Consider the following 19,891-nt stretch of genomic DNA (forward strand, 5'->3'; position numbering starts at 1 on the left):
TGACCCGCGGCGCCCCGGTCTCAGCCGTCCCGCTCGTCCCGCCCGCCGCTCCCCTCGCCCTCCGCCTCACGGGCCGCGAGCGCCGAGTCCAGCCGGGCGCGGGCGCCCTCCAGCCAGTGGCGGCACACCTTGGCCAGCTCCTCGCCGCGCTCCCACAGAGCCAGCGAATCCTCCAGCGAGGTACCGCCCGCCTCCAGCTTCCGGACGACCTCGATGAGCTCGTCCCGCGCCTGCTCGTACCCCAACGAGGTACCGGTTTCAGTCATTCCCGTCCCATCCCGTGTCCGCATTCGTGTACCAGCCGTGCCCCGCCCCGCCGGGGGCGGGCTCCGCGGCCCGCCTCATTCGCGGACCCGTACGGAGAACTCGCCCTCCGCCACCCGGGCCCGCAGCACCTCGTCCGCCGCGACCTCCTGCGGGGAGCGGACCACGTGCCCGTCCGCCCGCTGGAGCACGGCGTACCCCCGCTCCAGCGTCGCCGCCGGGGAGAGGGCCACCACCCGGGCGAGCGTGTGCGCCAGCTCCGAGTCCGCCCGGTCCAGCAGATGCCCCAGCGTGCGCCGGCTGCGCCCGAGCAGGGCCTCCAGCTCGTCCTCCCGGCCCTCCACCATCCGCTGCGGATGGACGAAGACGGGCCGGGCCAGCGCCTGCGCCAGCCCCCGCTCCTCCCGGTCGAGCAGCCCGCGTACGGCACGCAGCCCCCGCGCCTGGAGCTGGCGCACACGCTCCAGCTCCTCGCCGACGTCCGGGACCACCTTCTTCGCCGCGTCCGTGGGCGTCGAGGCCCGCAGGTCCGCGACCAGGTCCAGCAGCGGGGAGTCCGGCTCGTGCCCGATGGCCGAGACCACCGGGGTCCGGGCCGCCGCGACCGTCCGTACGACCTCCTCGTCGGAGAACGGCAGCAGGTCCTCCACGCTGCCGCCGCCCCGCGCCACGATGATCACGTCGACCTCGTCCAGCTCGTCGAGCTCCTTGACCGCCTGGATCACCTGCGGCACGGCGTACACCCCCTGCACCGCCACGTTGCGCACCTCGAAACGGACCGCCGGCCACCGCCGCCGGGCGTTCTCCAGCACGTCGCGCTCGGCCGCCGAGGCCCGCCCGACCACCAGCCCGACCAGCTGGGGCAGGAACGGCAGCGGCTTCTTGCGCTCCGGCGCGAACAGGCCCTCCGAGGCCAGCGACCGCTTCAGCCGCTCCAGCCGGGCGAGCAGCTCCCCGATGCCGACCGGCCGTATCTCCGTCGCCCGCAGGGACAGCTGGCCGCGCGGGGCGTACCACTCCGGCTTGGCCAGTACGACGACCCGCGCGCCCTCCGTCACGGCGTCCGCGACCTCGTCGTACACCTGGCGGAAGCAGGTCACGCCGATCGAGATGTCGTGCGAGGGGTCGCGCAGCGTCAGGAAGACCACCCCCGCCCCCGGCCGCCGGGAGAGCTGCGTGATCTGCCCCTCCACCCACACCTGGCCGAGGCGGTCGATCCAGCCCCCGATGAGCCGGGACACCTGACCGACCGGCAGCGGCGCCTCGGCCGACGTATTCAGACCCATGCACGCAGGCTAGCGGCCGGGACCGACACCGGTCAGGGGGCGTCGCCCGGATCCGCCGCGCGTCGGCCGCGCTGGACGGCCAGCACCCCCAGGCCCACCGCCAGCCACACGGCCCCCGCCACCTGAGCCGTCCAGGACGCCTCGACGATCACCGCGACCGTCACGGCCGCACCCAGCACCGGCACCACCAGGTGCCGCCACCACACCGGCGCGCCCCCGGCCCGGCGCACCACGAACCACCCCACCACCGACGCGTGCAGCAGCGTGAACGCCACCAGCGCCCCGATGTCCACCACCGACACCAGCCGGTCGAGCCCGTCGTCGCGCCGGGCCGCCCACACCGCCGCGACCAGGGTCACCGCGGCCGCCACCAGCAGCGCCGGCCGCGGCGTACCGGACGAGGTGCGCGCCAGCAGCCCGGGCAGCCGCCGCTCCCGGGCCATCGCGAACACCAGCCGCCCCGCCGCCGCCTGCCCGGCCAGCGCCGCGAACGCCGCCCCCACCGCCTTGCTCACGGCGACCAGATCGTGCAGCCAGGAGCCCACCGAGGACTCCACGGCGGTGTAGAAGGCCGGCCCCTGCTGCGCCGGGTCCGCCGCCAGCTCCGCCGAGGGCACCGGCATCAGCAGCGCCGCCAGATAGCTCTGCACGATGAACAGCAGCCCCGCCAGCCCCAGGCAGAACAGCACCGCCCGGGCCACCCGCTGCGAACCGCCGGTCACCTCCTCCGCGAACGAGGCGATCGCGTCGAAACCCAGGTAGGACAGGACCGCGACCGACACCGCGGCCACCGGGAAGCCGCCCGCCCCGCCGTCGCCGGTCAGCGGGGACAGCCAGCCGCGCCGCGCCCCGTCCTGGACCAGCACGGCCACCGCGGCGGCCACGAACACCAGCAGCACCGCGATCTCCACGGCCACCACGGCGAAGCCCACGCGCGCCGCGGCCCGTACGCCCCACAGGTTGAGCGCGGTCGTCACCAGCACCGCCAGCGCCGTCCACACCCAGCGCGACACCTGCGGCACCAGCGCGTTCATCGCGATCCCGGAGAACAGGTACGCGACGGCCGGGATCAGCAGGTAGTCGAGCATCGCCATCCACCCGGCGATCAGCCCCGGCCCCTCGCCCAGACCCTTGCGGGCGTAGGTGAACACCGAGCCGGCCTGCGGGGCCACCTGCACCATCTGCGCGTACGAGAAGGCCGTGAACGCCATCGCGACGGTCGCGCACAGGTACACGAGGGCGACGGCGCCGTGGGATTTCGCGTCGAGGGTGCCGAAGATCCCGACCGGGGCCATGGGGGCGATGAAGAGCAGCCCGTAGACGACCAGGTCCCGGAAGCCCAGGCTCCGCCGCAGGGCGGTCGCAGGCGCCGTACTGGAACCGGAATCCGTCACGGACGCCATCATTCCTCCGGGGGACGGCCGGTACGGGCGTCCGGCACCTCCACCCAGTCTGTGCGCAGCGGCCGACGCCCGGCCTTCGGAAGACCCCCGTACGATGGACCGCATGAGTGCTGCCGCCCCTGCTCCCGCTTCCCGCCGCGTCCTGCTCGCCGCCCCCCGCGGCTACTGCGCGGGCGTGGACCGAGCCGTGATCGCCGTCGAGAAGGCCCTCGAACAGTACGGGGCGCCGGTCTACGTCCGGCACGAGATCGTGCACAACAAGTACGTCGTCCAGACCCTGGAGAAGAAGGGGGCCGTCTTCGTCGAGCGGACGGAAGAGGTCCCCGAGGGCTCCATCGTGATGTTCTCCGCGCACGGCGTGGCGCCGGTGGTGCACGAGGAGGCGGCGCGCGGCAGGCTCGCGACGATCGACGCGACCTGCCCGCTGGTCACCAAGGTCCACAAGGAGGCGATCCGGTACGCCAACGAGGACTTCGACATCCTCCTCATCGGCCACGAGGGCCACGAGGAGGTCATCGGAACCTCGGGCGAGGCCCCGGAGCACATCACGATCGTGGACGGCCCCGCGGACGTGGACAAGGTCGAGGTGCGCGACGAGTCCAAGGTCGTCTGGCTCTCCCAGACCACCCTCTCGGTCGACGAGACCATGGAGACCGTCGACGCGCTGAAGCAGAAGTTCCCCCTCCTCGTCTCCCCGCCGAGCGACGACATCTGCTACGCCACGTCGAACCGGCAGGCCGCGGTCAAGGCGATGGGAGCCGACTCCGACCTGGTGATCGTCGTCGGATCCAAGAACTCCTCGAACTCGATCCGGCTGGTCGAGGTCGCGCTCGACGCCGGCGCACGCGCCGCGCACCTGGTCGACTTCGCGAGCGAGATCGACGAGGCCTGGCTGGAGGGCGTCTCCACGGTCGGTCTGACCTCGGGCGCCTCGGTGCCGGAGGTGCTGGTCGAGCAGGTGCTGGAGTGGCTGGCGGAGCGCGGCTTCGAGGACGTCGAGATCGTCAAGACCGCCGAGGAGTCGATCGTCTTCTCGCTGCCGAAGGAGCTGCGCCGCGACCTGCGCGCCGAAGCGGCTGCGCTGGTCGCCGACAAGTAGCGGCCGCGTTCCGTACGGTGATCCCATGCAGATCTTCGGCGTGGACATCGGCGGTACCGGGATCAAGGGCGCTCCCGTGGACCTGGACCGTGGCGAGCTGGCGCAGGAGCGCCACAAGGTACTGACACCGCATCCGGCCACCCCCGACGGGGTGGCCGGATGCGTGGCCGAGGTGGTGGGCCACTTCGGCTGGGACGGCCCCGTGGGGGTGACGTTCCCGGGGGTGGTCACGAGCGGCGTCACCCGTTCGGCGGCCAACATGGACAAGGCGTGGATCGGCGTCGACACCGCCACCCTGCTGAGCGAACGCCTGGGCGGCCTGCCGGTCACCGTCCTGAACGACGCGGACGCGGCCGGCGTCGCGGAGATGACGCACGGGGCGGGCCGCGGGCGCACCGGCACGGTCATCCTGCTCACCCTGGGGACGGGCATCGGCAGCGCCCTGTTCACCGACGGGCGGCTGGTGCCGAACACGGAGCTCGGGCACCTGGAGCTGAAGGGCCACGACGCGGAGACACGGGCGTCGGTCAAGGCCAAGGAGGACCACGAGCTCACCTGGGAGCGCTGGGCGAGGCGGCTGGAGAAGTACATGGCCCATGTGGAGATGCTGTTCTCCCCGGACCTCTTCATCCTGGGCGGCGGCGTCAGCCGCAAGCCGGAGAAGTTCCTTCCGCTGATCGACGGCATCCGGGCCGAGATCGTCCCCGCGGCCCTGCAGAACAACGCGGGCATCGTGGGGGCGGCCATGGCGGCGAAGGCCGCCAGGGTGACGTCGGCGGCGGCGGACCGCTAGGCCCTGCCTTCCGGGCCGGCCCTGGGACTGTACGGGCTCAGGCGGTGGGGCGGGGGAGTCTGCGACGGCGCCCGCTCAGCACCGCCTTGCGCACCAGCGCGATCAGGGCCGCGACCAGCGTCCCCCCGTACAGCCAGCCGGCGTGCAGGGACAGTACGGACACGATCCCCATGAGCTGGGCGCCGAAGCCGCCGGAGCCGCCCGTCAGGGGCCACACTCCGGCGGCGAAGGCGATCGGCGCGCTGATCGGCGCGGTGACCAGCTCGGCGGGCCGGACCCACAGCGCCGTGGCGGCACAGACGGGCAGGAAGAGCAGCCCGTACGCGAAGAGCGAGCTGTCGAAGAGCAGCCAGGCGATGCCGGCCGCCAGCGTCATCGCGGCGCACGCGAACAGCCCGCCGCCGAGCCCGGTCAGCCGGGCCCGCGGCATGCGGCGCACCGGCGCCGGCCGGGGCCGCGGACGCCCGCCCTGCGCGGGGACGTGCCCCTGCGCGTGCTGCTGTCCCGGCCGCTGTCGCTGCGGGTGATCCATCGAGCGCGTCCTGTATTGCTCCACCCCACCACGCTAGGCGGGACGGACGCGGTATCGGGGCGGGGACACGCGTACAACGAGAGCAGCTCATCGGAAAGTAAACTGTCCGGTGGTCCTCTCCTGGGCCGCCGCCCCCTCCAGCTACGGGAAGTCGCCAACGTGTCGCTCACGATCGGAATCGTCGGTCTGCCGAATGTCGGCAAGTCGACCCTGTTCAACGCCCTGACCAAGAACGACGTGCTGGCGGCCAACTACCCGTTCGCCACGATCGAGCCGAACGTCGGCGTCGTCGGCGTCCCCGACCCCCGCCTGGCCGTCCTGGCCGGCATCTTCGGCTCGCAGCGGGTCCTGCCGGCCACGGTCGACTTCGTCGACATCGCCGGCATCGTCCGCGGCGCCTCGGAGGGCGAGGGCCTCGGCAACAAGTTCCTCGCGAACATCCGCGAGTCGGACGCCATCTGCCAGGTCATCCGGGCCTTCAAGGACGAGAACGTCGTACACGTCGACGGCAAGGTCTCGCCGAAGGACGACATCGAGACGATCAACACCGAGCTGATCCTCGCCGACCTCCAGTCCATCGAGAAGGCGGTCCCCCGCCTGACGAAGGAGTCCCGCCTCCAGAAGGACAAGGTCGCCGTCCTGGCGGCGGTCGAGAAGGCCCAGAAGATCCTGGAGGCGGGCGACACCCTCTTCTCCCAGGGCATCACGAAGGGCACGGAGCAGGGCGACCTCCTCCACGAGCTCCACCTGCTGACCACGAAGCCGTTCCTGTACGTCTTCAACGTGGACGAGGACGAGCTGATGGACGACGCCTTCAAGGCGGAGCAGAGCGCGCTGGTCGCCCCGGCCGAGGCGATCTTCCTCAACGCCAAGCTGGAGCAGGACCTCGCCGAGCTGGACGACGAGGAGGCCCTGGAGCTCCTCCAGTCGGTCGGCCAGCAGGAGCCCGGCCTGGCCACCCTGGGCCGCGTCGGCTTCCAGACCCTGGGCCTCCAGACCTACCTGACGGCCGGCCCGAAGGAAACCCGCGCCTGGACCATCAAGAAGGGCGCCACCGCCCCGGAGGCGGCGGGCGTGATCCACACGGACTTCCAGCGCGGCTTCATCAAGGCCGAGGTCATCTCCTTCGAGGACCTGGTCGCCTGCGGCTCGGTCACCGAAGCCCGCGCCAAGGGCAAGGCCCGCATGGAGGGCAAGGACTACGTCATGCAGGACGGCGACGTGGTCGAGTTCCGCTTCAACGTGTAGTCGTGTTGTTGCTTTACGCTGAGTGATTCGTCAAGCGTGCAGGTCAGAAGGGGTCGGCTCCTCCCGGGGTCGGCCCCTTCGTGGTAACCGTGCCGGATGGGTGCTGGATGTTTTGACGCCGGATCAGCCGGCGTCAGGTGTCGTAACGGTGGAGCGATGCCCGACGTGCACAACCCACACCACGAGCTCCCCGTTGTCGATTGTGTAGACGACGCGGTAGCCGCCGACTCGCAGCCGACGGCGTTCCGGCTGCGACACGAGCGCGGTGGTGTTGAAGCCGAGGGCGTCGCTCTCCAGCTCGGTCAGCTTGGCCAGGATGCGCAGCGCCATGTCGCGTGGGATCTTCCGAAGCTCGGCCTGCGCCTCTGGCCGGAAGGCGGTTCGGTACTCACTCACCTCGCGCCAGCGTCTCCCTCATGATGTCCTCGATCGGGATACCGGGAGCCGGGTTGGCCATGCGCTCGTCGATGATCCGGTTGATCTCGCGCTCTTCCCACTCCTGGTACTTGCGCAGCACCTCGATGGAGACGACGGCGGCGACTTCCTTGCCTCGGCGCGTGATCACTGTGGGTACGTCGTCGCGATCCGCGCGCTCCACGACCTCAGCCAGGTGGGCGCGCACGTCGCGGATGGACTCTGTGGGCAGCGGCTGTGTCATGCGCTCAAGCGTACCGAGTGTGCCATGTGTACACCACCTTGGCGGGCCGCGTGGTGCGCAGTGGCAGGTCTGGTCGGCGTGAGACCGCCTCAGGCCTTGACGACCTCGACGGAAGGGCCGCACAGGAGCGTCAGATCCTCGGGGTCGGACGTGAGGACCGTGACCGGCCGGGGTGCGTTGCGGGCGATGACGGCGAAGGCGGCATCGACGGCGTACCTGTGGCCGTGGAGGTGATGGGCGCGCAGAAGCGCGGCGGCCTGGTCGGTGATCTCCTTGGTAACGCCGTGAACGTCGACGCGGGAGAGGACCCACTTGATACGGGCCGGGTGGATGCCCTCGTAGTCGGCCTCAAGCATGGTCATGGCGCTCCTCGAAGTGGGGACGCCGGTGCCGCCGCCGCTGCCTCCAGCGGCTTCCGGTCGGCTGCACGTGGTCCTGGCGCAGGGTCAGGTGTCGTCAGCGGTGGAGCGGCGCACGACGTGCACGTCGAGGTGCGGGGCGGAGGCCGGGTCGGGAGACTGGGGGTATGGCTGGCAAGGCAGTACTTGAGGGCGGGCCGGACGACCTGCAGGAGCGGGTCGTTCCCGCCGCCCCTTCCGGAGAAGACCTGAAGATCCCGCACCGGGGTGGCTACGAGCACTTCCGGGCCACCTCCCGGCAGCAGGACGGTCCCGAGGGGCGGATGCCGGTGTACGAGTGGTGGGAGCGGACCGAGATCGCCGAATGAGGTGCCGTCCGGGCGCCCGCCGCCCTACGTGAACCGTGCCGTCGCGACCGTCGAGCCGTCCGGTGCGAGGAGGCGGGCCGAGGACAGGGTCGTGGGGTCCACGTGGGCCGGCGCCACCCAGTAGCCGTAGCCCTCGTTGAGGGCGAACGTGCCGAGTGAGGTCATGCTGCCGTCCGGGTGGACCAGTACGCACCGGACCGCGCCGAGCCCCTCGCCGTCCAGGTCCACCGCCATGTACACCCAGCCCTGGGTGCCGGGGTGCACGAAGACCCGGCCCACCTCCAGCCCGTCCGCCATGAAGGGCGCCTGGACGAGCTCGGCGTTCGCCCTGGTCGTGACGGCGGAAGGGGCGGTGGCCTGGTTGATCGCCGTGCCGGCCGCCCAGCCGGCGAACCCGCAGGCCACGGCCAGGGCCGCCGCCACGGCGGCGATCCGCGGCCGCAGGAGGCGCCGCCGCTGCACCGGCGGGTTGGACTGCCGCAGGGCCTTGGCCACGCGGGTCTCGAAGCCGACCGGCGGTTCGGTGCCCGGCAGCAGCCCGAGCAGGACGTCGGCGGCCAGGGACAGCTGCTCGACGCGTACCCGGCAATCGGCGCAGTGGTCCAGGTGGGCGACCGCTCGGGCGCGTTCCTGGGCCGGGAGGATGCCCAGCGCCAGCTCGGCGTCGAGTTCCCTCAGGTGCTCGCAGGTCATCTCGCTCATCGCCGGCTCTCCTCGGCCGCCAGGGTGATCCGCAGCTTGTGCATCGCAGCCCTGATGCGTGTCTTCGCCGTGCCCAGCGGGATGCGCTCCATGTCGGCGACCTGCTGCGCGGTCATGCCGTAGATCCCCGCCATCACCAGGGCCCGGGCCTGCTCCTTGGGCAGGGCCGCCACGGCGGTACGGACCCCGGCCGACGTCTCCGAGGCCACGGCCCGCTGCTCGGGGGTCTCCGTCACGATGTCGAGCAGGGCGTCGAGGTCCTCGGGGGCGACGGGGGCCGCCCGGCGGGTCCGGACCGCGTCGATCGCCAGGTTGTGCGCGATCGTCATCAGCCAGGTCCTCACCGACCCGCGGCGGGCGTCGTAGATTTGGGCATGCCTCCACGCCCGCTCGAACGTCTGCTGAGCGACGTCCTCGGCGAGCTGCGGATCACCCACCACGGCAATGGCCACGCCGAACACCGTCCGTTGAAAGCGCCGCACGAACGCGACGGCGATCTCGGGATCGCCGGTCGCCAGACCAGACAGAAGTGCCTCGTCCGGCGCGCGTCCGAGAGGGAGGCCCATTCTCTCCACATCAGTGGATACGGGCGCCTTGCGCGATGGGATTGCACCACACTTGCCCCATTCTGCACCCACCGCCTCCCATCCTCAGGTCGGCGCCCGCCGTATCCCTTCAGGGACAACTCCGGAGGGCTGAGCGATGACAGGGAAGAAGACGGGGACGGCGTGGGCGCGCAGCCGTGTGGGGCCGGCCCTGGCGGCCGGGGCACTGGCCGCCGGGCTGCTCGGGGCCTGCGGGGACGGTTCGGCCTCGACCGCTCCGCCGCCCCCGGGCGGGAGCACGGTGACGGCGGCCACGCGGGTCGCGGCGGACTTGAGCGACTTCCGCATCGGACTGTCGCAGAAGGCGTTCAAGGCCGGCCCTTACACCTTCGAGGTCAAGAACACCGGCCACCACGAGCACGCCCTGGAGATCGAGGGTCCGGGCGGGGAGCAGCGGTCCAAGACCCTGGCCCCGGGGGAGAGCGGCCGCCTCGACATCACCCTGAAGGCCGGACGCTACGAGCTCTACTGCCCGGTCGACGGACACAAGGGCATGGGGATGGAGACGGAGATCACCGTGGGCGGTGCCTCCTGAGCAACCGGGCCGGCGCAGCCCGGTTGCCGAGCCGCGCCCCCGGGGCCCCCGGGGGCCTCGGGGCACGGCTCGGAGCCCGGTCTCAGAGCCCGCGCACCGACGCGACCGTGAAGGTCGTCGGGGTGCCCGGGCCCATCGGGCCGCCCTTGTCGAACTGGGAGCGGACCACCAGCGTCCGGCCCGGCGTGTGGCTGAGGGTGGTCGGGATCTGCAGGGACGCGTCGGTGACCGTACGGTTCAGCCGGGCCTCGGTGCCGTCGGGGCTCAGCCGCCAGCGGGTCAGGGTGTTCGTGGTGTTGTGGGCGACGCGCAGGGTGCCGTCGGCGGCGAGGTCGAGGCCGTCGGCGTGCAGGAGGTCGCCCCCGTGGAGCGCGACCCGGGAGATCGCGCCGGTGCGCAGGTCGATCCGGTGGAGGTCGCCCGCCACCATGTCCACGGCCAGCAGGAAGCGCCCCGCCGGGTCGGAGGCGATGCCGTTGAGGGAGAAGCGGCCCTCGACGGGCGGGGTGAGGTACGGGCGCAGGTCGTACGCGGCGGTCAGCGGGCCCGAGCCCGCGGCGAGCAGCTCCGGGGTGACCCGGTAGACCACCCCGCGCACGCTGTCGGTCAGGTAGGCCGTGCCGTCCGGGGTGATGGCCAGGTCGTTGACGAACAGCGGCTCGGACCCGGTGACCTCGAAGTGGGCCAGGCGCGCACCGGAGCCGGTGTCGTAGACGGAGACGCCCGAGGTGGAGTCGGTCACCCACAGGCGCCCGCGCAGGTCGACGCGCAGGCCGTTCGCGGTGTGGCGCCCGTCGGTGCCCGGCGGCAGGAAGACCTCGGCGGCGGCCCGGCCGGGACGGGCCCGGTAGACCGTGCCGTCCGCGTACGAGCCCACGTAGACGGTGTGGTTCCGGGGGTCGGCGGCTATGCCCTCGGGGTAGACCTTCTCGCCGGGAAGCGTGAACGCGGTGGTGATGCGGCTGTCCGCGGACGGGCGGCCGGCGGCCTGGGCGGCCGGCGCCGCGCCCAGGGCGAGGGCGGTGGTCAGGGTCAGGAACGTGACGGGCAGGATCCTCTTCAGCACAGCGATGTCCTCTTCCGTATAGGTGAACACGAAGATAGGTTAGAGCTCTAATCCATGCAAGGGCCGTAGGATGCGGGGATGACCTCCATGCCTCCCGAGGAGCGCATCGGCTCGCACATCAAGCGCGCCGAACAGGCGCTCCTCGCGGCGAAGAACGCCGCCTGCAAGCCGGCCGCAGTAACGGTTCCGCAGTACGCCGCGCTACTCTGGCTCGCCGAGAAGCCGGGGATCTCCGCAGCCGCCCTCGCCCGCCTGTGCGGGGTGACGCCGCCGACGATGAACACCGTGCTGAAGAACCTCCAGGAGCGCGGGCTCATCGAGCGGAGCCCGCACGAATGGCACCGCAACGTGCTGGAGACCCGGCTCACGGAGGAGGGGCGGGCCGCCATGGAGCTGGCCGACGCCGGCGCGGTCGGGGTGGAGCGGGCGCTCGCCGCCGCGTTCTCCGAGGAGGAGCGGGAGCTGCTGATCCGGCTGCTGGGCCGGTGTGCGGAGGTGCTCGAAACGCGGAGGTGAACGCCGCCGCCGGGCGGCGGGCCGCCCAGGCCACGCAGTCCCCGCACGCCCCCGCACCAGCAGGCCCGTGGCCAACCAGCCGTTCTGTCCCGTCGGGGGACAGGCATGACCGTTCGGAGCACCGTCCGTGGACCAGTACCAGTACCGGCAGCGCAAGCGCTCCCGGCGCGCGATAGCGACCGCCGTCGCCGTGGCGCTCGCCCTCGTGCTCGGCGTCGGGGGCTTCACCGCCTGGAAGCTCGACTGGTTCTCCGGCAACGGCGACGCCGTGAGCTTCGGCAAGGAGCCGTCCCCCGCCCCCACCCCGGACGCCCCGGGCGGCGCCGCGCCGTCGCCGGCCGCGCCGACCCCGGCCAAGCCCAGCGGGGACCCGGACGTGGCCCTGCCGACCGGGCCGAAGTCGGACTTCAAGCAGACCGCCCGGCTCGACGACGGCACGGTCATCGCGAAGGCCCGCCTCGCGGGCGCGAAGTCCGGCTTCGAGGGCGACGTCTGGGTGTGGGCGCCCAAGGAGTACGACGATCCGAAGTACGCCAAGAGCGCCTTCCCGGTGCTCATCGCGCTTCCCGGCGGCAACGGCTTCCCGACCAACTACTGGGCGGACCGCAGCCTGGGCCTGCAGAAGGCGGTCAGCGAGGGTGTCCAGGCCGGCACCAGCCTGCCGTTCATCCTGGTCATGCCGGTGCTCAACCCGGACAACAAGTACTACTACGACGGCTCCGACATCCCCGGCCAGCCGAAGATGGGCACCTGGATCGCCGAGGACGTCCCGGACTTCGCCCGCGCCAATTTCCGTACGTACAAGTCCCGTGACGGCTGGGCCTTCATGGGGTCCTCCTCGGGGGCGTTCGTCGGCATGAAGACCGTGCTGCAGTACCCGGAGCGCTTCAAGGCGGTGATCGCCAGCGGCGGCGAGATCGTCCCCGACTCCCCGCTCTGGAAGGGCCACCAGGCGGAGATGGACGCGAACAACCCGGAGAAGCTCGCCCAGAAGCTGATCGACCGCAACGGGCCCGAGGTCTACGTGAACTTCCAGATCGGGACCAAGGAGAGCGGGCGGCAGCGGATGACCGCCTTCCAGCAGCAGTTCGGCAAGGGGCCGGTCAAGACGACCATCCGCGACATCCAGAACGGCGAGCACAACGGCTGGCACTACGTCAGGGGGATGAAGGAGGGCTCCCTGGAGTGGATCAGCAAGGTGCTCAAGGGCCCCCAGGCCGAGCCCGCAGCCGGCTGACCCCGCAGCCGGCCGGCCCCGGTCCTGTTCGAATCCCTCCCTCGTACGTCCCGTTCCCGCGTGGCACACACCACGTCACACCGGTCCCAGGCAACCCATGTGGTCGTTGACACCTCTGTAAGGGGTGTAGGGGGACCAATCGGTCCGACCCGCGCTTGTGACCGAGCGCCGGAGAAGGAACGGGACAATTCCGTGCAGCATGACCAGCTTCAGGCCGGCGGCGAAGGCAGCCTCATGACCGAGGAAGGCCCGCAGACCACGGGCCGCCGCCGTCCGCAGCACCTGCGCAGACTCTTGATCAGTGGCGGACTCGCGTTCGCCCTGGCCGCCGGGGGCGGTGCGGCCGCGTACAAGTACGGGCTCTTCTCGGACATAGGGGATCCGGTGTCCTTCGGAAAGGTCCAGGAGTCGGCGGCCGCCGAGGACATCCGGCCGGGCGTGAGCATGCCGACCGGGCCGAAGGCCACGTTCGTCCGCACGTACCGGATGCCGGACGGCACCCAGATCGGCCGGACGACCCTGACCGGGGCGAAATCCGGATTCACGGGCGACGTGTGGGTGTGGGTCCCGAAGGAGTACGACGATCCCCGGTACGCCAGGAGCGGCTTCCCGGTCCTCATCTCGCTGCCGGGCGGACGCGGGTACCCCAGGAACTACTGGGGGACGGGCCCCGGGCTCGGCCTGGAGCAGGCCGTGATCGACGGGGCGAAGGCGGGCAAGAGCCTGCCCTTCATCCTCGTCATGCCGGTGATCAACGCCGACACCAAGCACCACTTCGACGGATCGGACATCCCCGGGCAGCCCAAGATGGGCACCTGGATGGCGGATGACGTCCCGGATTTCACACGGGCCAATTTCCGCACCTTCACCTCCCGTGACGGGTGGGCCTTCATGGGCTCCTCCTCGGGCGGGTTCGGCGCCTTCAAGCACGTGCTGAAGTACCCCGAACGCTTCAAGGCGGCCATCGCCAGCGGTGTGGACTTCGTCCCCGACTCCCCGCTGTGGAAGGGGAACCGGCAGGCCATGGACGAGAACAACCCGGAGAAGCTCGCCGAGAAGCTGATCGCCGCCGGCGGCCCGGACGTCTACATCAACTTCCAGATCGGCACCGCCGAGGGCGGCCGGGACGCGACGGAGAAGTTCATGCAGGAGTACGGGAAGGGTCCGGTGCACACCCGGCTCCAGGTGATCCAGGATGGGGAGCACAACGGAAAGTCCTACGTACGCGGTATGAAGGAGGGCTCCCTGGAGTGGATCAGCAAGGTCATGCTGGCACCGACACCCGACCCCGTTCCCGGCGCGCGGTGAACGCAGTGGTGAAGGGGGCCTCCGCTGCTGCCGCCGCCGGTGTGGCGGCATTGCTGGCCGTCGCCTTCGTCAAGGCGACGGACGCGAACGGCAGCGGGGTGCACCCCTTCCCCGCCGTGGGCGTGCTCATGGCGAACGGCGAGCACTGGTGCACGGCGAGCGTCGTCGACAGCCCGAAGGGCAACGTCGTCGCCACCGCCGCGCACTGCGTGGCCCCGGCCGGGGAGAACGGCGCGCCGGGGGAGCTCGCCCACGACGGGCAGGCCATCGGAGAGCTCTCCTTCGCCCCCGCGTTCTCCGGCGGAGGGGCGGGCCGGCTGCCCCTCGGGGTGTGGAAGGTCCGGGCGGTCCACGTGGACGACCGCTGGACGAAGTGGGGCGAGGACACCGCCGACTTCGCCTTCCTCAGCATCGAGCCGGACGAGGACGGGCACTCCGTCCAGCAGGCGGTCGGCGGCGCCGTCGAGGCCCCGAAGCCCGACTGGACCTCGGGGTACGAGCGCGAGGTGACCGTGGTCGGCTATCCGGAGTCCGACCGCAACCCGCAGAACCAGCCCGTCTCCTGTACGACGCAGACCGGCCACGACCAGGACGACCCCGCCATGCTGTACATGAGCTGCGCGGGCTTCTGGACGGGCACCAGCGGCAGCCCCTGGATCGCCGACCGGGGCGGGCCCGGCAACCCGGGTCGGCTGATCGGGGTACTGAGCGGCGGGGACACCGACGTGGACTCCACGGCCGCGCTGTTCGACGAGCGGGCGAAGGCGCTGTACGAGCAGGCGGCCCGGGACTGACGGCGGCGCCTCAGCCCTTCAGCAGGTCGTTCAGTTCGCGGTACGGGGCCGCGTCGGCCAGCGCCGCGTACGTGCCGCCCGCGACCAGCTCGGCGGAGGCCCGCCGGACCAGCTGGTACGCGGCCTCCGCGACCCAGGAGCCGAGGCTCACCCGGGCCACGCCGAGGGCGCCGAGCTCGCCGACGGAGGGGGCGCCGGGGCCGGCGAGGACGTTGAGGGGGGCGTCGATGCCCTTGGCGAGCTCCGCGACGGTCGCGGGGTCGGTGACACCGGGCACGAAGATGCCGGAGGCCCCCGCCCGCAGGTAGGCGGCGGCACGGGCCAGGGTCTCGTCGAGCCGCGTCCCCTCCTCGCCGAGGCCGAAGAGGAAGGTGTCGATGCGGGCGTTGATGTAGAGCGGGATCCCGGCGGCGTCGGCGGCGGCGCGGGCCGCGGCCAGGCGCTCCGCGTGGTCGGCGGGGGCGCGGGTGCCGTCCTCGATGTTGACGCCGACCGCGCCGGCGGCGAGGACGCCGGTCACGGTCTCGGCCACCCCGGCCGGGTCGGCGCCGAAGCCGCTCTCGATGTCGGCGGTCACGGGGACGGAGACGGCACCGGCGACGCGGGCGACGAGGTCGAGCGCGCGGTCGCGGCTCAGCGCGTCACCGTCGGGCGCACCGAGGGACCAGGCGACACCGGCGCTGGTGGTGGCGACGGCGGGGGCGCCGGAGGCCTCGACGAGACGGGCGCTGACCACGTCCCAGGCGTTGGCCAGGGCGAGCGGCGCGGCGGGGCCGTGCAGGGCGGTGAACCGGCGGGCGAGGTCAAGGCTGTTGGTCATGGGGGCAGTTCATCAGACGGCGGTCGCAGGGGCTGGCGATTTTCCGACACCTTCGTCCGAGCGCCGAGGGCCGAGCACCGCAGCCCCGGCGCCGGCCCCGGCCCCGGCGCCGGCCCCGGGCCCCGGCCCCGGATCAGGTTCGGGTCACTCGGGGAGGCCGGCCTTGGCTCCGGCGCCGCACAGCGGGACGACCGCCGTGCGCCCCTTGAGGGGGTCCGCCGGGGACAGCGGCCCCACCGCCGCCCAGCAGGCCGCCGCCGTCGGCTCGACGAACAGGCCGCGGCGGGCCAGGTCCCGCTGGGCCGCGCGCAGGGCCGGTTCGGGGACCGTCAGGAAGGTGCCGCCGGAGGCGCGCACCGCGGCGAGGATCTGCCGGGCCCGCGGCGGGGCCGGGATCGCGATGCCCTCCGCCAGCGTCGGCAGTTCGGGCACGGGGGCCGCGTCCTGCGCGCCCGAGGCGAAGGCGGACGCCAGCGGGGCCACGGCCTCGGCCTGGACGGCGATCAGCTGCGGTGGCCGCACGCCCCGCCGGGCGAGCTCCCGTACCGCCAGCGCCGCCCCGAGCAGGAGGGTGCCGTTGCCCACGGGCAGCACCAGGGCGTCGGGGAGCCGGCCGCCGAGTTCCTCCCACACCTCGTACACGTAGGTCTTCGTCCCGTGCAGGAAGTACGGGTTGAAGACGTGGCTGGCGTAGAAGACGCCGGGCAGGTCCGCCTCGGCCCGCGCGGCCAGCGCCGCGGCCTCCCGGCCGCCGGGCACCACACGGACCGCGGCCCCGTGCGCGCGCATCTGGTCGGTCTTCTTCGCGGAGGTGCCCTCGGGCACGAAAACTTCACAAGTGAGCCCGGCGCGGGCGCAGTACGCCGCGATCGCCGTTCCCGCGTTGCCGCTGCTGTCCGCGACGACCCGCTCCGGACCCAGGCGCCGGGCCAGCTCGGCGAGCATCACCGCCCCCCGGTCCTTGAAGGACAGGGTCGGCATCAGGAAGTCGAGTTTGGCGTGAATCCGCTCCCCGAGCGGGACCAGCGGGGTCCTCCCCTCCGACATCGTCACGGAGAAGGCCCCCGGCAGCGGCAGCGCGCCGCCGTACCGCCACAGCGAGGGAGGTCCGGCGTCCGGGGCGAGCGGACTGGCCGGATCCGGGGTGAAGTCGAGGTCCCACGGGCCGCCGCAGACGGGGCAGCACCACGGCGCCGTCCGGACGTCCGCGCGCGTCTCGTCCTCGGGGCAGACGTAGCCGGGGAGTGCGTGCGTCATGTGCGGAGCGCCTTTGCTCTTTCATGGCGGTTGTATGGCACGGATGTTACGCGTTCGCGGTCCTCTTGTGGGATGGCGAAAGGGTGGGTCAACCTTTCGGGAGCGGCGGTCCGGCCACCCAGTGAATTGTCATGGGCATGCCTATCGGGCCGCTCCGTGTCATCCACGAGGAGGCCCCCCACATGTCCGTGATACGCCACACCCGCCGCACGATCGCGGGCCTCGGCACCACCGCCCTCGCGGCCCTCGCGCTCGGCGCGGCCGCGGCCTTACCCGCTTCCGCGGCCGAGGGCGGCCCCCAGGGCGTCATCGAGAACGCCGGAGCCCCCGGCTCGGTGGCCGGCAGCTACATCGTGACCCTGAAGGACTCCGCCGCCCGCTCCACCGCGGACAGCGGAAGGGCCGTCGCCCGGCGCTACGGCGCGAAGATCGACCGGACCTACAGCGCGGCCCTCAACGGCTACTCCGTCGCCGTCTCCGAGGCGCAGGCCAGGAAGCTGGCGGCCGATCCGGCGGTCGCGTCCGTCGTCCAGAACCGGGTCTTCACCGTCGACGACGCCCAGGGCACCCAGCCCGCCCCGCCGTCGTGGGGCCTGGACCGCATCGACCAGCGGGCGCTGCCGCTGGACAGCAGCTACACGTACCCGGACAAGGCCGGCGAGGGCGTCACCGCCTACATCATCGACACCGGCGTCCGCATCACGCACCAGGACCTCGGCGGCCGCGCGTCCTACGGCTACGACGCCGTCGACAACGACAACACCGCCCAGGACGGCCACGGCCACGGCACACACGTCGCCGGCACGGTCGCGGGCACCACCTACGGCGTGGCCAAGAAGGCCAAGATCGTCGGTGTCCGCGTCCTCGACAACAACGGTTCCGGAACGACGGCCCAGGTCGTCGCGGGCATCGACTGGGTGACCCGGAACGCGGTGAAGCCCGCCGTGGCGAACATGTCCCTCGGCGGGGGCGCCGACTCCGCGCTCGACACCGCGGTACGCAACTCCATCGCCTCCGGCATCACCTACGGCGTGGCCGCGGGCAACGAGTCCACGGACGCGAGCACCAAGTCCCCGGCGCGCGTCGCCGAGGCCATCACCGTGGGCGCCACCACCAGCGCCGATGCCAAGGCGAGCTCCTCCAACTACGGCTCGATCCTCGACGTCTTCGCCCCCGGTTCCTCCATCACCTCCTCCTGGGGCACCGGCGACACGGCGACCAACACCATCTCGGGCACCTCGATGGCGACCCCCCACGTGGTGGGCGCCGCAGCCCTGTACCTCTCGCAGAACCCGTCGAGCACGCCCGCCCAGGTCTCCTCGGCGCTGGTCGCCGCCGCCACCCCCAACGTGGTGACCGGCCCCGGCTCCGGCTCCCCCAACCGCCTGCTGTACGTGGGCGGCGGCACCACCCCGCCCACCGGCCCGCGCTTCGAGAACACGGCGGACTACGCGGTCAACGACAACGCGACCGTCGAGTCCCCGCTCACCGTCAGCGGGGTCACGGGCAACGCCCCGGCGGCGCTGAGCGTCTCGGTGGACATCAAGCACACGTACATCGGTGACCTGAAGGTCGACCTGGTCGCCCCCGACGGCACCCTCTACAACCTGCACAACCGCAGCGGCGGCAGCGCGGACAACCTCGTCAGGACCTACACGGTGAACGCCTCTTCGGAGGTGGCCAACGGGGTGTGGAAGCTCCGCGTGAACGACAACGCGAACCTCGACACCGGCAAGATCGACTCGTGGGCGCTGCAGTTCTGATGCCGCGGACCGCATGACGGCGGGGGCGACCGGTGACCGGTCGCCCCCGCTGCGTACTATTTCGCGCATTCGTTCGCGATCTTTGTGATGGAGTCCCTCACCCCGTGAGCACCCCGCCCTCCCCCCACTGGCCCGCTCCGTCCCAGCAGCAGCCGTACCGGGAGCCCGCGCTCAACGGTTTCGCCCTGGCGTCCCTGCTGGTCGGGCTGTTGTGCCTGCCGCCGCTCGGCATCGTCTTCGGGATCGTGGCCCTCGTGCAGATCGCCCGGAAGGGGGAGCGGGGCCGGCCGCTCGCGGTCGCGGGCCTCGCGGTGTCGGTCGTGATGACGCTGTCCGTGGTGGCGGTCACGGGCCGGTACGGGCCGGTGCTCCTGGACCGGCTGGAGGCGCTGCCGCAGTACGAGGACGTCGAGGGCGAGTTGGCCGACATCGACGAACTGCGGGCCGGGGACTGCTTCAACGTTCCCGGCGGGGACCTCCTCGACGAGAGCCCGCTGATCCACCGGGTGGCCTGTACGCAGGTGCACCACGCGGAGGTCACCTCCTCGACCCGGTTCGAGGACGAGGTGTTCCCCGGCACGCAGCAGGTGAAGAAGTGGGCGGCGGACGCGTGCTGGAAGGCGCAGGACGCGTACGCCATGGACACCTGGGCGCTGCCCTCCTACGCGCAGATGTACTACTTCACGCCCTCGCGCGAGGCGTGGAGCGACGGCGACCGGCGGCTGCTGTGCGTGATCGGCACGACCGGGCAGGACCACCGGGGGAGCCTGCGCAAGGACGCCGGGATGCTGAAGCCGGAGCAGGTGTCCTTCCTGCGGGCGATGAACGACGCGGACCTCGCGCTGGGGGGCGCCCCGGACGAGGAGATCGACGAGGCGCTGCCCTCGTACCGGGAGTGGGCGCGCGGGGTGGACGCGGCGCTCGGTGCCGAGGCCCGGATGCTGGAGGAGGCGAAGACCGGCCCGGAGGCCGCCGCCGCGGCGCAGGCCCGGTTGAAGGAGGTCGCGTCGGCGCGCGGGCACTGGCAGCGGGCTTCCCGGGCGACGCGGCCGGCGGATTTCCAGGACGCCTGGGACGCGGCTTCGGGCGCCTTGTCGGTGGGTACGGAGAAGGCCCTGCGCGGTGCGCTCGGGCTGTCGACGGCGGTTCCGGAGTGGCTGGCGGACGAGCCCCGGGACGGGCCCGGCACCGGAGCCGCGTGAATCCCCCACAGGTAACGCACGGTAACGGGTTTGAATGACCAGGCTTCATCACTTCGGGTGAAACTCTGGCCCTCGC

22 protein-coding genes and 1 pseudogene are annotated in these 19,891 nt (G+C 72.2%); 11 read left to right on the plus strand and 12 right to left on the minus strand.

Annotated features, from left to right (window positions below; genetic code table 11):
- Positions 1-20: 20 nt before the first annotated feature.
- The 3 genes from ABZ128_RS01200 to ABZ128_RS01210 form a co-directional block, all read right to left on the minus strand.
- Positions 21-266: an exodeoxyribonuclease VII small subunit gene (locus ABZ128_RS01200; RefSeq protein ID WP_356845367.1), complete on the minus strand. Its 246-nt coding sequence runs from the start codon at positions 264-266 to the stop codon at positions 21-23.
- Between the two features lie 75 nt (positions 267-341).
- Positions 342-1,550 (minus strand): exodeoxyribonuclease VII large subunit, encoded by a 1,209-nt coding sequence (gene xseA, locus ABZ128_RS01205; protein ID WP_356845368.1) that lies wholly within the window; start codon positions 1,548-1,550, stop codon positions 342-344.
- A gap of 32 nt (positions 1,551-1,582) precedes the next feature.
- Complete coding sequence (locus ABZ128_RS01210) at positions 1,583-2,953, minus strand: APC family permease (protein ID WP_356845369.1); 1,371 nt, start codon at positions 2,951-2,953, stop codon at positions 1,583-1,585.
- Between the two features lie 94 nt (positions 2,954-3,047).
- Between ABZ128_RS01210 and ABZ128_RS01215 the strand changes: the two genes are divergently transcribed.
- Positions 3,048-4,052 carry a 4-hydroxy-3-methylbut-2-enyl diphosphate reductase gene (locus tag ABZ128_RS01215; RefSeq protein ID WP_356845370.1) on the plus strand — a complete coding sequence of 335 codons (1,005 nt, stop codon included), beginning with the start codon at positions 3,048-3,050 and terminating at the stop codon, positions 4,050-4,052.
- Positions 4,053-4,077: 25 nt separating this feature from the next.
- Positions 4,078-4,845, plus strand: coding sequence for a polyphosphate--glucose phosphotransferase (gene ppgK / locus ABZ128_RS01220; protein WP_356845371.1), 768 nt, complete (start codon positions 4,078-4,080; stop codon positions 4,843-4,845).
- 37 nt (positions 4,846-4,882) lie between these two features.
- Here the strand turns inward: ppgK and ABZ128_RS01225 are convergent, their stop codons facing one another.
- Complete coding sequence (locus tag ABZ128_RS01225) at positions 4,883-5,401, minus strand: DUF6542 domain-containing protein (RefSeq protein WP_356845372.1); 519 nt, start codon at positions 5,399-5,401, stop codon at positions 4,883-4,885.
- Positions 5,402-5,536: 135 nt separating this feature from the next.
- On the opposite strand from ABZ128_RS01225, the gene ychF reads away from it, so the two are divergent.
- Entirely contained in the window at positions 5,537-6,625 is a 1,089-nt protein-coding gene (gene ychF, locus ABZ128_RS01230; protein ID WP_356845373.1) for a redox-regulated ATPase YchF, read from the plus strand.
- Between the two features lie 123 nt (positions 6,626-6,748).
- Here ychF and ABZ128_RS01235 read toward each other — a convergent pair whose 3' ends face one another.
- The 3 genes and pseudogenes from ABZ128_RS01235 to ABZ128_RS01245 all read right to left on the minus strand — a co-directional run.
- Positions 6,749-7,021 carry a type II toxin-antitoxin system RelE/ParE family toxin gene (locus ABZ128_RS01235; RefSeq protein ID WP_356845374.1) on the minus strand — a complete coding sequence of 91 codons (273 nt, stop codon included), beginning with the start codon at positions 7,019-7,021 and terminating at the stop codon, positions 6,749-6,751.
- Positions 7,014-7,283 carry a type II toxin-antitoxin system Phd/YefM family antitoxin gene (locus ABZ128_RS01240; protein WP_055621811.1) on the minus strand — a complete coding sequence of 90 codons (270 nt, stop codon included), beginning with the start codon at positions 7,281-7,283 and terminating at the stop codon, positions 7,014-7,016. The genes ABZ128_RS01235 and ABZ128_RS01240 overlap by 8 nt, the downstream gene beginning before the upstream one ends.
- A gap of 89 nt (positions 7,284-7,372) precedes the next feature.
- Positions 7,373-7,651: pseudogene (locus ABZ128_RS01245) on the minus strand (DNA-binding protein); the annotation flags it as partial.
- A 158-nt stretch (positions 7,652-7,809) separates the two neighbouring features.
- Between ABZ128_RS01245 and ABZ128_RS01250 the strand changes: the two are divergent.
- On the plus strand, positions 7,810-8,010 hold the full coding sequence (locus tag ABZ128_RS01250) for a DUF5988 family protein (RefSeq protein ID WP_356845375.1): 201 nt from the start codon (positions 7,810-7,812) through the stop codon (positions 8,008-8,010).
- A gap of 24 nt (positions 8,011-8,034) precedes the next feature.
- On the opposite strand, the gene ABZ128_RS01255 is transcribed toward ABZ128_RS01250, so the two are convergent.
- Together ABZ128_RS01255 and ABZ128_RS01260 are read right to left on the minus strand one after the other, a co-directional pair.
- Positions 8,035-8,712, minus strand: a complete 678-nt coding sequence (locus ABZ128_RS01255; RefSeq protein ID WP_356845376.1) for a hypothetical protein — start codon at positions 8,710-8,712, stop codon at positions 8,035-8,037.
- A complete protein-coding gene (locus ABZ128_RS01260; RefSeq protein WP_356845377.1) occupies positions 8,709-9,278 on the minus strand; it encodes a sigma-70 family RNA polymerase sigma factor in 570 nt (189 codons plus the stop codon). The genes ABZ128_RS01255 and ABZ128_RS01260 overlap by 4 nt, the downstream gene beginning before the upstream one ends.
- 136 nt (positions 9,279-9,414) lie before the next feature.
- Between ABZ128_RS01260 and ABZ128_RS01265 the strand changes: the two genes are divergently transcribed.
- The gene (locus tag ABZ128_RS01265) at positions 9,415-9,852 is read left to right on the plus strand and encodes a cupredoxin domain-containing protein (protein WP_356845378.1); all 438 of its coding nucleotides are present in this window, start codon (positions 9,415-9,417) and stop codon (positions 9,850-9,852) included.
- Positions 9,853-9,934: 82 nt separating this feature from the next.
- Here ABZ128_RS01265 and ABZ128_RS01270 read toward each other — a convergent pair whose 3' ends face one another.
- Entirely contained in the window at positions 9,935-10,948 is a 1,014-nt protein-coding gene (locus ABZ128_RS01270) for an SMP-30/gluconolactonase/LRE family protein (protein ID WP_356845379.1), read from the minus strand.
- A 48-nt stretch (positions 10,949-10,996) separates the two neighbouring features.
- On the opposite strand from ABZ128_RS01270, the gene ABZ128_RS01275 reads away from it, so the two are divergent.
- From ABZ128_RS01275 to ABZ128_RS01290, 4 genes are all read left to right on the plus strand, one after another.
- A complete protein-coding gene (locus ABZ128_RS01275; protein WP_356845380.1) occupies positions 10,997-11,434 on the plus strand; it encodes a MarR family transcriptional regulator in 438 nt (145 codons plus the stop codon).
- Positions 11,435-11,561: 127 nt separating this feature from the next.
- Positions 11,562-12,671 (plus strand): alpha/beta hydrolase-fold protein, encoded by a 1,110-nt coding sequence (locus tag ABZ128_RS01280; protein WP_356845381.1) that lies wholly within the window; start codon positions 11,562-11,564, stop codon positions 12,669-12,671.
- A 234-nt stretch (positions 12,672-12,905) separates the two neighbouring features.
- Positions 12,906-13,979 (plus strand): alpha/beta hydrolase-fold protein, encoded by a 1,074-nt coding sequence (locus tag ABZ128_RS01285; RefSeq protein ID WP_356845463.1) that lies wholly within the window; start codon positions 12,906-12,908, stop codon positions 13,977-13,979.
- Positions 13,976-14,773: a trypsin-like peptidase domain-containing protein gene (locus ABZ128_RS01290; RefSeq protein WP_356845382.1), complete on the plus strand. Its 798-nt coding sequence runs from the start codon at positions 13,976-13,978 to the stop codon at positions 14,771-14,773. The genes ABZ128_RS01285 and ABZ128_RS01290 overlap by 4 nt, the downstream gene beginning before the upstream one ends.
- Before the next feature lie 10 nt (positions 14,774-14,783).
- Here ABZ128_RS01290 and ABZ128_RS01295 read toward each other — a convergent pair whose 3' ends face one another.
- Both ABZ128_RS01295 and ABZ128_RS01300 read right to left on the minus strand, forming a co-directional pair.
- Positions 14,784-15,593, minus strand: a complete 810-nt coding sequence (locus ABZ128_RS01295) for an isocitrate lyase/phosphoenolpyruvate mutase family protein (protein ID WP_356845383.1) — start codon at positions 15,591-15,593, stop codon at positions 14,784-14,786.
- A gap of 144 nt (positions 15,594-15,737) precedes the next feature.
- Positions 15,738-16,850: a pyridoxal-phosphate dependent enzyme gene (locus ABZ128_RS01300; protein ID WP_356845384.1), complete on the minus strand. Its 1,113-nt coding sequence runs from the start codon at positions 16,848-16,850 to the stop codon at positions 15,738-15,740.
- Between the two features lie 182 nt (positions 16,851-17,032).
- Here ABZ128_RS01300 and ABZ128_RS01305 point away from each other — a divergent pair, with 182 nt between their 5' ends.
- Together ABZ128_RS01305 and ABZ128_RS01310 are read left to right on the plus strand one after the other, a co-directional pair.
- Positions 17,033-18,613: a S8 family peptidase gene (locus tag ABZ128_RS01305; RefSeq protein ID WP_356845385.1), complete on the plus strand. Its 1,581-nt coding sequence runs from the start codon at positions 17,033-17,035 to the stop codon at positions 18,611-18,613.
- Between the two features lie 104 nt (positions 18,614-18,717).
- On the plus strand, positions 18,718-19,815 hold the full coding sequence (locus tag ABZ128_RS01310; protein WP_356845386.1) for a DUF4190 domain-containing protein: 1,098 nt from the start codon (positions 18,718-18,720) through the stop codon (positions 19,813-19,815).
- Positions 19,816-19,891: the final 76 nt, after the last annotated feature.

It is taken from the genome of Streptomyces sp. NPDC006326 (assembly GCF_040612915.1).
Lineage (GTDB): Bacteria > Actinomycetota > Actinomycetes > Streptomycetales > Streptomycetaceae > Streptomyces.

Bases quoted from the DNA above. Each gene is read 5' to 3' on its own strand.
- ABZ128_RS01200 (WP_356845367.1), bottom strand. From the start codon at position 266: ATGACTGAAACCGGTACCTCGTTGGGGTACGAGCAGGCGCGGGACGAG.
- ppgK (WP_356845371.1), top strand. From the start codon at position 4,078: ATGCAGATCTTCGGCGTGGACATCGGCGGTACCGGGATCAAGGGCGCT.
- ABZ128_RS01255 (WP_356845376.1), bottom strand. From the start codon at position 8,712: ATGAGCGAGATGACCTGCGAGCACCTGAGGGAACTCGACGCCGAGCTG.
- ABZ128_RS01250 (WP_356845375.1), top strand. From the start codon at position 7,810: ATGGCTGGCAAGGCAGTACTTGAGGGCGGGCCGGACGACCTGCAGGAG.
- ABZ128_RS01300 (WP_356845384.1), bottom strand. From the start codon at position 16,850: ATGACGCACGCACTCCCCGGCTACGTCTGCCCCGAGGACGAGACGCGC.
- ABZ128_RS01295 (WP_356845383.1), bottom strand. From the start codon at position 15,593: ATGACCAACAGCCTTGACCTCGCCCGCCGGTTCACCGCCCTGCACGGC.
- ABZ128_RS01240 (WP_055621811.1), bottom strand. From the start codon at position 7,283: ATGACACAGCCGCTGCCCACAGAGTCCATCCGCGACGTGCGCGCCCAC.
- ABZ128_RS01275 (WP_356845380.1), top strand. From the start codon at position 10,997: ATGACCTCCATGCCTCCCGAGGAGCGCATCGGCTCGCACATCAAGCGC.
- xseA (WP_356845368.1), bottom strand. From the start codon at position 1,550: ATGGGTCTGAATACGTCGGCCGAGGCGCCGCTGCCGGTCGGTCAGGTG.
- ABZ128_RS01215 (WP_356845370.1), top strand. From the start codon at position 3,048: ATGGACCGCATGAGTGCTGCCGCCCCTGCTCCCGCTTCCCGCCGCGTC.
- ABZ128_RS01260 (WP_356845377.1), bottom strand. From the start codon at position 9,278: ATGGGCCTCCCTCTCGGACGCGCGCCGGACGAGGCACTTCTGTCTGGT.
- ABZ128_RS01305 (WP_356845385.1), top strand. From the start codon at position 17,033: ATGTCCGTGATACGCCACACCCGCCGCACGATCGCGGGCCTCGGCACC.
- ABZ128_RS01210 (WP_356845369.1), bottom strand. From the start codon at position 2,953: ATGGCGTCCGTGACGGATTCCGGTTCCAGTACGGCGCCTGCGACCGCC.
- ABZ128_RS01285 (WP_356845463.1), top strand. From the start codon at position 12,906: ATGACCGAGGAAGGCCCGCAGACCACGGGCCGCCGCCGTCCGCAGCAC.
- ABZ128_RS01265 (WP_356845378.1), top strand. From the start codon at position 9,415: ATGACAGGGAAGAAGACGGGGACGGCGTGGGCGCGCAGCCGTGTGGGG.